The sequence below is a fragment of the Paraconexibacter sp. genome, from assembly GCF_041602235.1.
GTDB lineage: Bacteria > Actinomycetota > Thermoleophilia > Solirubrobacterales > Solirubrobacteraceae > Paraconexibacter.
Map to the genome: position 1 here is coordinate 1 of NZ_JBFIGP010000155.1, position 8,898 is coordinate 8,898.

Here is an 8,898-nt window from a genome sequence, read left to right on the forward strand (position 1 = left end):
CAGTGCCTCGTGGGCGTCGGGACGTCGGGGTTCACCGTCACGCGTCTGGCGAGCGTCGGCGGCAGCTGGTGCCCGTCGCTGAGGACCGAGCTCGGGGACGGCGCGTCCTTCGCCACGCGGACCTCGGCGCTGGCGGACCTCCGCGGACTGACCGGAGCCATCGCCCTCAACCCGGGTCTCCTGGGGTCGGTCACCGACCACCTGCTGCCGAGCGTCCTCACGATCCGGCGGGACATCGTCTCGACCGGCAGCGCCTACGGGGTCGAACGACGGTTCCTGCAGACGGTCGAGCTCGACCTGCGCCTGTCGGTCAGCACGCAGACCGTCCTGCTGCTCACCCGGCTGACGAAGCTGCGCGTCAAGGGGTCGCTCTACACCCCGGTCGCCGGGTCCCTGCGCGAATGCACCCCGACGCCGCCGAACCCGGCGGATCCGCGTTCGGGCTGCTGAGGGTCGCCGCCGCGTACCCTCCCGGGCGTGTCGGGTCACGACGGTCGCTACGCCCCCAGCCCCACCGGCCCGCTGCACCTCGGGAACCTCCGCACCGCGCTGTTGGCCTGGCTGTTCGCGCGCTCGGCCTCGTCGCGGTTCCTGCTGCGGATCGAGGACCTCGACCGCGGGCGGTCCCGGCCGGAGCACGAGGACGGCCAGCTGCGGGACCTCGCGGCCATCGGCGTCGACTGGGACGGCGAACCGCTGCGGCAGTCGCAGCGGGCGGACCGCTACGAGGAGGCGCTGTCGCAGCTGCGCGCCCTCGGCCTCGTCTACCCGTGCTGGTGCACGCGCGCGGATCTGCGACAGGCCGCCAGCGCTCCGCACGGCGAGCTCCCCGAGGGGTCCTATCCGGGTACGTGCCGCGAGCTGAGCTCCCGACAGCGGGCGGAGCGCGAGCGTTCCGGGCGCCCCGCCGCCCTGCGCGTCCGCGCCGACGCGGAGCCCGTGGCGTTCGCCGACCGCCGGCTCGGACGCGTCGAGACGGCGGTCGACGACCTCGTGGTGCGCCGCGCCGACGGCACGCACGCCTACAACCTCGCGGTCGTGGTCGACGACGCCGACCAGGGCGTGCAGGAGGTGGTGCGCGGATCCGACCTGGCGGAGACGACACCGCGTCAGGTCTGGCTCGCCCGGCGACTGGGCTTGCCGGAGCCCGCCTACGCCCACGTCCCGCTGGTCCTCGGCGGCGACGGTCGCCGGCTGGCGAAGCGCGACGGCGCGATTACCCTGGAGGCACGCCTCGCGCTTGGCGAGAGGCCCGCGACGGTCCGGGGCGCCCTCGCGGCGAGCGTCGGGCTCTGCGCGCCCGGCGACGAGCCCGACACGGCGCAGCTGATCGCGGCCTTCGATCCCGATCGCCTTCCGCGCGCCGCTCCGCACGTCCGGCTCCCTGGGCTCGTGCCCGACGCATCGACGGATCCGCGCGGATAGGGTCACGGCCATGGCCGGGCCGGACACCGCTGAGATCGCTGCGCGAGCCCGTGCGGCCGGACGCCTGGGGATCGACACGGAGTTCATGGGCGAGGGGCGGTACCGCTCGCTGCTGTGCCTCGTGCAGGTCGCGGTCGACGACGGCCAGGGCGGCGCGGACGTGTGGATCCTCGACCCGCTGACCGGCGGCGGGTTCGACCACGAGCCGCTCGCCGAGCTCCTGGCCGACCCCGATGTGGAGATCGTGCTCCACGCGGGCCGGCAGGACGTCGCCCTGCTGCGGCGCGTGTGGCAGACCGACATCACGAACGTCTTCGACACCCAGATCGCGGCGGGGTTCGCCGGGATGCGCGCGCAGATCGGCTACGAGGGACTCCTCGCCGAGCTGCTCGGCGTCCGCCTCCAGAAGTCGGCGTCGTTCACCAAGTGGGACACGCGACCGCTCAGTCCCGAGCAGGCCGACTACGCACGCGGGGACGTCCTCAACATCCTGCAGGCCGCCGACGAGCTGCAGCGGCGCCTGACCGCCTCCGGGCGGCTGGACTGGGCGCGTGAGGAGTGCCGCGTCCTCGAGTCGATCACCGACGACCGCGACGTCGACCAGATCTTCGAGCGGCTGCCCCGCATCGCCGGGCTCGACGGCGGCGTCCGGGCGGTCGCCAGTGAGCTCGTCGCCTGGCGCGAGGAGACCGCCCGCGAGCAGGACAAGCCGGTCTCCAGCGTGCTGCAGGACGCCGCGCTCGTCGAGATCGCCCGGCGCAAGCCCAAGAACATGGAGCGGCTGTCGCAGATCCGCGGGCTGCACGAGGGCACGCTGCGGCGCCGTGGGAAGTGGATCCTCGACGCGGTCGAGCGTGGCCGCTCCCAGCCCCCGATCCCGCCGACGCGGGAACGCGGTCCCGGCCCCACCCCCCAGGACGCGCCGCTGATCGCGCTCGCCGAGGCCCTCGTCCGGGCCGGGGCGATGGAGTCCGACCTGGCGTACGAGCTGCTCGCGACCCGGGCCGACCTCCAGGCGGTCGTCACCGCGGTGCGGGAGCACCTCCCGGAACCCGACGTCCGCACCCTTCGCGGCTGGCGGCGCGAGGTCGTCGGGGAGGAGCTCCTCGCCCTCCTGCGCGGGGAACGGACCCTGAGCGTCGGGAGCGACCTGCGGCTGCACATCGTCAACGACGCCACGTGACCCGGCGGGGCGGCCCCGCCGTACCCTTGACCGAGATGCCCGCCGATCGCACCCCGACCACCCGCATCGGGCGGACCGCACGCATCGGTGGCCTCGTCGCCGGTCAGGGTGCGCGGGTCGCGGGCGGCAAGCTGCTGGACAAGGCCCGGACCGACGACTCGCGGGAGCGGGCCCAGCGCAAGCGGACCGCTGCGATCGTCGAGCAGATCGTGGTGCAGCTCGGCTCGATGAAGGGCGCCGCGATGAAGTTCGGGCAGGTGCTGTCCACCGTGGACCTCCCCGGTCTCGAGCCCGAGGACTCCGAGCGCATCAAGACCCGCCTGGCGGAGCTGCGCGACAGCGCCCCCCACGTGCCGTTCCGGCGGATGGAGCAGCTCATGGCCAAGGAGTGGGGCCGGCCGCTGGCGCGCGTCCTCGCGGACATCGACGAGGACGCGATCGCCGCCGCCTCGATCGGACAGGTCTACCGCGCCGAGACCAGGGACGGCACGCCGGTCGCGATCAAGGTCCAGTACCCGGGGATCGCCGAGGCGGTCGAGTCCGATCTGCGGAACCTCCAGCTGCTGCTGCCGCTGCTCGGGCGCATCGCCCCCGGGCTCGACACGGCCGCGATGGGACGGGAGCTCCGCGAGCGGATCACGGAGGAGCTCGACTACGAGCTGGAGGCGCAGTCCCAGCGTCAGATGGTCCGGGCCTGGCGCGGGCATCCCTTCGTCCGGATCCCCGCCGTCGACACCGAGCACTCGACCCGGCGCGTCCTGGTCACCGAGCTGATCGAGGACGGTGCGCCTTTCGCGGCCGTGAAGGAGCGCGACGACGACGTCCGCGACGAGTTCGCGGAGATCGTGTACCGGTTCTTCTACGGGTGCGTGTCCAGGCTCGACCTGGCCTGCGGCGACCCCCACCCCGGCAACTTCCTGCGCCTGCCGGACGGCTCGGTGTCGTTCTTCGACTTCGGGATGATGCGCCGGCTCCCCTCCGGCTACGCGCGACGCGAGGCGCAGGTCTTCGGCGCGATCCGCGCGCAGGATCCCGCGGGCGTCACGCGGGCGCTCGACGGCCTGGGGTACCTGCCCGACGGCTGGGACTTCCCCGACGAGCTGCTCTACGAGCACATGCGTCGCAGCGGCGCCTACCTGTTCGAGTGGGAGCAGCCCGCGCGCCTGAGCGGCGCGGCGGCGCACGCCCTCATGGAGAGCGTGCTGTCGATCGGCGGCGACTGGCGCAGGATGGTGCGCTCGTTCAACGTCCCGCCCGAGGGCCTCCTGGTCCGGCGCATGGAGAACATCCTCTTCGGCGTCGCCTGCGACCTGCGGGCCGCGGCCGACTGGGGCTCGCTGTGGGCGGAGTTCTTCCTCGACGAGCCCGCCGACACCGCCCTGGGTCGCCTCGAGCGCGACTGGGCGCTCGACCGCGCGGCGTAGCCCCACCCCTGCTCCGGGGGCGAACCCCGGGGCCTGTGCCCCTAGTGGGGCATATGTCTGCACGAGAGGCACAGGCCCGCGAGATGGCCCTGCTCACGACCGCGAACCGGCAGCTCGGCCTGCTCCGCCACGCCGACCTCCGGGCGGCAGGGCTGGCCCAGCACCAGATCGGGCATCGGCTTGCCACCGGGCGGCTGAGCCGCGTGCACCACGGCGTCTACGCGCTGGGTCACACGGCGCTGCGCGACGAGGGGCTCTGGCTCGCCGCGCTGTGGGCGTACGGGGAGCACGCCGTCCTCTCGCACACGACGGCCGCCGCCTTCCACGGGATGCTCGCGTGGGACCGTGCCGCGGACGTCCACCTCAGCAGTCCGGCCTGGGTGAAGTCCCGGCCGGGGATCGTCGCCCACCGCACGCGCAACCTCCACCGTGTCGACGTGTTCCGCAGCGGCCACTTCGCGCTGACGACCATCCCGCGCACGCTGGTGGACCTCGCCGACATCCTCGACTGGCAGGAGTACCGGGCGCTCGCCGACCGGCAGCCGCGCCTGCGGCTCGACCGGATCGCCGAGGCGCAGGCCCGCACGCCGTTCCGCCCCGGGGCGCCACGGGTCCGCCGGCTGATCGAGGCGGACGACGCCCACACGAAATCCGAGTTCGAGCGCCGCTTCCTGCGCTTCCTCAAGGCGCACCGCATCCCGCGCCCGGACGGGCTCAACGTCAGGATCGCGGGCCACCGCGCCGACTGCGTGTACCGGGAGCGGCGTCTCGTCGTGGAGCTCGACGGGCGTGCCTTCCACCGTCGCCGCTCGCAGATGCGGGCCGACCGGCGGCGGGACGGCGACTACCAGCTGGCCGGGTTCCGGATCCTGCGCCTGGTGTGGGACGACCTGCACCCCGCCGAGGCGCAGGCCACGGCGCAGCGGATCCGCCTGCTCCTCGCGATGTGACGCGGGGGCTGTGCCTCTCGTGCTGACAGTGTCTGCACCAGCGGCACAGGCCTCAGAGGAGGGCGGGTCAGTCGAGGCTGACGCGCATCGCGCGGGCGAGGTCGCCGCCGATCGAGAGCTCGGCCCGGGGGAACCGCACGCTGAGCGGACCCCCGAACGGCTGCCGCGCCACGACCTCGACCGCGTCGCCCAGGCCGACCCCCTGCTCCGCGAGGTAGCGCAGCATGGCGGGGTCCGCGTCGCTCACGCGCACGAAGCGACCGCGCGCGCCCGGTTCCAGCGCGGCGAGCGATGCGGTCTCCCCCTCGTCGATACGCAGCTGGGCATCGGGGATGGGATCGCCGTGCGGGTCGTGCGTCGGGTTGCCGAGCTTCGCCGCGATGCGCGCCTCGAGGTCCTCGCTGATCACGTGCTCGAGGGCCTCCGCCTCCTCGTGGACACGATCCCACGGCACCCCGAGGTGCTCGGCGAGGTACAGCTCCAGCAGCCGGTGGTGCCGCAGCACCTCCAGGGCCACGAGCTCCCCGTCGCGGGTCAGGGTCACGCCCTTGTAGGGCGCGTGCTCGGCGAGGCCGAGCTCGGCCATGCGCTTGACCATGGCCGATGCCGACCCTGCGGTCACACCGAGGCGTTCGGCGAGCTCGTTCGTACCGACCTGACCGTCGTCCGCGCGGCGCTGCAGCGAGTAGATCGCCTTGGCGTAGTTCTGGATCGCCTCACCGTGGGAGCCATGTGCTGAGGGCACCATGCCCGAACGATCCTAGATGCCCGGCAGGGCCAGGGACCTCGCTGCGGGCCTCGCCGGCACGCGGCCCGTACGGTGCTCGGGTCCTGCGGCGCCGGGGCGACGGTCGCGTCGGCCGGTCAGGCGGGGGTGCCGACGTCCGGCAGCAGGAACCGCACGCGGGTCCCGCGATCGGTGTCCTCGAGCCAGATACGACCCCCGTGCGCCTCGACGATCGCGCGGGCGATCGCGAGCCCGAGCCCGGCGCCCCCGTCGGTTCGCGCCTTGCGCTCTCCTCCCTGGAAGAACGCCTCGAACACCTGGCGCCGCTCACCCTCGGCGATCCCCGTGCCGGTGTCCGCCACCTCGATCTCGACCCCGTCCCCGACCGGCTCGGCACGGACGACGACGCTGCCGTCGGCGGGCGTGTGGCGGATCGCGTTCTGGATGAGGTTGAACAGGACGCGCTGCAGCTGCTCGGGGTTGGCCCGCGCGGTCGCCGCGGTGGGCGGCAGCTCGGCCCGTACCGCGACCATGCGGGCCTCCGCCTGCGGGCGCATGGCGTCGACGGTCTCCTGCACGAGCTCGTCGAGCGCAACCCGCTCCGCCGTCCAGCGGATGTCCCCCGCCTGCAGGCGCGTCAGCTCGAACAGGTCGTCGATGAGCCCGCTCAGCGCCCGCACGTGGGTGGTCATGCGGCCGAGCTGCTCCCGGCGCCGCTCGGGCTCGAAGATGTCGTCCTCGAGCCCCTCCGCGATGAGCTGGAGGGCCGTGATCGGCGTCCGCAGGTCGTGCGAGACGGCCGCCATGAGCGCGCGACGGGCCGACTCCTCGCGGTCGATCCGGTCGATCATCGTGTCGACCTCGGCGCCCAGCCGGGCCAGCTCATCCGTGGCGGTGAGGCCGGTCCGCACGTCGCGGCGCCCCTCCCCGACCGCGCTGAGGGTCGTGCGGATGGTGTCGACGTCCTGCATCACGTCCCGCGCCAGGACGCGCGCCAGCCACACGCCCACGGCTCCGGCGAACGCGACCACCAGCACCGTGAAGTAGGCGTCGTGGCGGCTCACGAACATCATCTGCACGAACAGCAGGACCGCGATCACGAGCTGGGCCACGATGAGCGCGGCGATCAGCCCCACCTGCCGGCGAAGGGACCCGATCGCGCTGCGCCGCGAGGCGACGACGTGCCCGACGACCACGGCGAGCACCCCGAGCGGCCCGAGCAGGGCCAGCGACACCCAGGCGGCGTGACCGCCGTAGCCCAGCCAGGCGGCCGTGACCGTCAGGCCCGTCAGCCCGGCCACGAACAGGATGCTGCGGCCCAGGCCGCTCATGGGGTGGCGAACCGGTACCCGACCCCCCAGACGGTCTCGATGAACCGCGGCTGTTCGGGATCGGGCTCGATCTTGGCCCGCAGCCTGCGGATGTGCACGGTGACCGTCGAGGTGTCGGTGTAGAACGAGTACTGCCACACCCGGTCCATCAGCTGATTGCGCGTGAAGGCCCGGCCGGGGTGGCGCGCGAGGAACAGGAGCAGGTCGAACTCGCGCTGCGTGAGCTGCACCTCGGTGCCTGCGGCCAGGACCTTGCGCCCGACCGGGTCGATGCGCAGGCCGTCGAGCTCGATGGGCGGCTCGTCCTCCGGCGTCGTGTCGAGGCGGCGCAGGACCGCGTCGACGCGCGCGACGAGCTCCGCCGGGCTGAACGGCTTGACGACGTAGTCGTCGGCGCCCAGGCGCAGGCCGACGATCCTGTCGTGCTCCTCGCCCTTCGCGGTCAGGAGGATGATCGGGGTGCGACGCCGGTCCTGCTCACGGATCCGCCGCATGACCTCGAGCCCGTCGATCCCCGGCAGCATCAGGTCGAGCACCACGAGGTCGGGGCGGTCGCTCGCGGCCGCGGTCACGGCCGAGGGCCCGTCGGGGGCCAGGCGCGTGGTGTACCCGGCGCGCTGCAGGTACCGGGAGACGACGTCGCCGATCGTCGGCTCGTCGTCGACCACGAGGACGGACCCGCGGGAATGCTCGCTCGTCGTGCTCACCGGCTGAGTGTGGACGGCGGGACGACCGCGCACAAGACCCGGCCCACCGCGTTCACCGGGTGTTCATGGTGTCGCGCAGCGGTGCGTGCGCGAACTCCGCCATGCCGACGAGGAAGTCCTCCTGCGCGCGGAAGCCGAGAGCGCGCTCGGCTCGCGCCGGGTCGGCGACGACGTGCCGGACGTCGCCCAACCGGTACTCCCCGGTCACGACCGGGGCCGGGGCCGCGGCGTGCGCCGCGTGCAGCGCGCGGGCCATGTCCCCGACGGTGCGGGCCTGGCCGCTGCAGACGTTGAACGCGCCCGGGACGGGGTCCTCGGCGGTCAGGGCCAGGACGTTGGCGCGGGCGACGTCGCGGACGTGGACGAAGTCGCGCCGCTGGCCGCCGTCCTCGAAGACCCGCGGCGCGCGTCCGCCCGCCAGCGCGCTGGCGAAGATGGAGGCGACGCCCGCGTACGGCGTATCGCGCGGCATCCGCGGCCCGTAGACGTTGTGGTACCGCAGCGAGGTCACGGGGATCCCGGTCTCGCGGGAGAACGCCTCGGCGAGATGCTCCTGGTGGAGCTTCGTCGCCGCGTAGACGTTGCGGGGGTCCAGGGGAGCGTCCTCCGGGACCAGCGCGTTCTCGAGCGGCCTGCCGCAGACCGGGCACGGAGGCTCGAAGCGGCCGGCGTCGAGATCCTCCCTGCGCCGGGGTCCTGGCCGGACGTCACCGTGCTCGGGGCACACGTAGCGACCCTCCCCGTAGACGACCATGCTCGACGCCTGCACGAGCCGCCCGCGGAAGCCCGAGCGAGCGAGCTCCCGGAGCACCACCGCCGTCCCGAGATCGTTGTGCGACACGTAGTCGGCGATGTCGTCGATGTCCGTGCCCAGGCCGACCATCGCGGACTGATGGCAGACGTGGTCGACGCCCGCGAGGGCCCGTGCCACCGTGTCGGGGTCGCGGACGTCGCCACGGATCCACTCGGCGCCCTGCGGCAGCTCGGGCGCGCCGTCGCCGTGCGCCGCTGGGTGCAGGGCGTCCAGGAGCCGGACGTCGTGGCCGGCGGTCAGCAGCGCGTCGGCGATGTGCCCGCCGATGAAGCCCGCTCCGCCGGTGATGAGGACGTGGGTCACGGTGTCGGTCCTCCGGGTCGGTCGATGACGTGGA

General features: G+C 73.7%; 9 protein-coding genes. 5 read left to right on the forward strand and 4 right to left on the reverse strand.

From position 1 onward, the window contains the following. From ABYE80_RS12860 to ABYE80_RS12880, 5 genes are all read left to right on the forward strand, one after another. Nucleotides 1-450 (forward strand): hypothetical protein (locus ABYE80_RS12860; RefSeq protein WP_372790683.1); only part of this gene is annotated, 450 nt, incomplete at its 5' end. Nucleotides 451-477: 27 nt separating this feature from the next. Next, complete coding sequence (gluQRS, locus tag ABYE80_RS12865) at nucleotides 478-1,425, forward strand: tRNA glutamyl-Q(34) synthetase GluQRS (protein ID WP_372790684.1); 948 nt, start codon at nucleotides 478-480, stop codon at nucleotides 1,423-1,425. A gap of 10 nt (nucleotides 1,426-1,435) precedes the next feature. Next, nucleotides 1,436-2,608 (forward strand): ribonuclease D, encoded by a 1,173-nt coding sequence (locus ABYE80_RS12870; protein ID WP_372790685.1) that lies wholly within the window; start codon nucleotides 1,436-1,438, stop codon nucleotides 2,606-2,608. Nucleotides 2,609-2,643: 35 nt separating this feature from the next. Further along, nucleotides 2,644-4,032 (forward strand): ABC1 kinase family protein, encoded by a 1,389-nt coding sequence (locus ABYE80_RS12875; RefSeq protein ID WP_372790686.1) that lies wholly within the window; start codon nucleotides 2,644-2,646, stop codon nucleotides 4,030-4,032. Nucleotides 4,033-4,085: 53 nt separating this feature from the next. After that, nucleotides 4,086-4,982 carry a type IV toxin-antitoxin system AbiEi family antitoxin domain-containing protein gene (locus ABYE80_RS12880; protein WP_372790687.1) on the forward strand — a complete coding sequence of 299 codons (897 nt, stop codon included), beginning with the start codon at nucleotides 4,086-4,088 and terminating at the stop codon, nucleotides 4,980-4,982. Nucleotides 4,983-5,049: 67 nt separating this feature from the next. On the opposite strand, the gene ABYE80_RS12885 is transcribed toward ABYE80_RS12880, so the two are convergent. The 4 genes from ABYE80_RS12885 to ABYE80_RS12900 all read right to left on the reverse strand — a co-directional run bounded on the left by ABYE80_RS12885 (nucleotide 5,050) and on the right by ABYE80_RS12900 (nucleotide 8,864). Continuing rightward, nucleotides 5,050-5,730, reverse strand: coding sequence for a metal-dependent transcriptional regulator (locus ABYE80_RS12885; protein ID WP_372790688.1), 681 nt, complete (start codon nucleotides 5,728-5,730; stop codon nucleotides 5,050-5,052). Between the two features lie 116 nt (nucleotides 5,731-5,846). After that, entirely contained in the window at nucleotides 5,847-7,040 is a 1,194-nt protein-coding gene (locus ABYE80_RS12890; RefSeq protein WP_372790689.1) for a sensor histidine kinase, read from the reverse strand. Continuing rightward, nucleotides 7,037-7,747: a response regulator gene (locus tag ABYE80_RS12895; RefSeq protein WP_372790690.1), complete on the reverse strand. Its 711-nt coding sequence runs from the start codon at nucleotides 7,745-7,747 to the stop codon at nucleotides 7,037-7,039. Before ABYE80_RS12895 ends, ABYE80_RS12890 begins: the two co-directional genes overlap by 4 nt. A 52-nt stretch (nucleotides 7,748-7,799) precedes the next feature. Further along, nucleotides 7,800-8,864, reverse strand: a complete 1,065-nt coding sequence (locus tag ABYE80_RS12900) for an NAD-dependent epimerase/dehydratase family protein (RefSeq protein WP_372790691.1) — start codon at nucleotides 8,862-8,864, stop codon at nucleotides 7,800-7,802. Between the last annotated feature and the right edge of the window lie 34 nt (nucleotides 8,865-8,898).

Bases quoted from the DNA above. Each gene is read 5' to 3' on its own strand.
- ABYE80_RS12870 (WP_372790685.1), top strand. From the start codon at position 1,436: ATGGCCGGGCCGGACACCGCTGAGATCGCTGCGCGAGCCCGTGCGGCC.
- ABYE80_RS12875 (WP_372790686.1), top strand. From the start codon at position 2,644: ATGCCCGCCGATCGCACCCCGACCACCCGCATCGGGCGGACCGCACGC.
- ABYE80_RS12885 (WP_372790688.1), bottom strand. From the start codon at position 5,730: ATGGTGCCCTCAGCACATGGCTCCCACGGTGAGGCGATCCAGAACTAC.
- ABYE80_RS12890 (WP_372790689.1), bottom strand. From the start codon at position 7,040: ATGAGCGGCCTGGGCCGCAGCATCCTGTTCGTGGCCGGGCTGACGGGC.
- ABYE80_RS12880 (WP_372790687.1), top strand. From the start codon at position 4,086: ATGTCTGCACGAGAGGCACAGGCCCGCGAGATGGCCCTGCTCACGACC.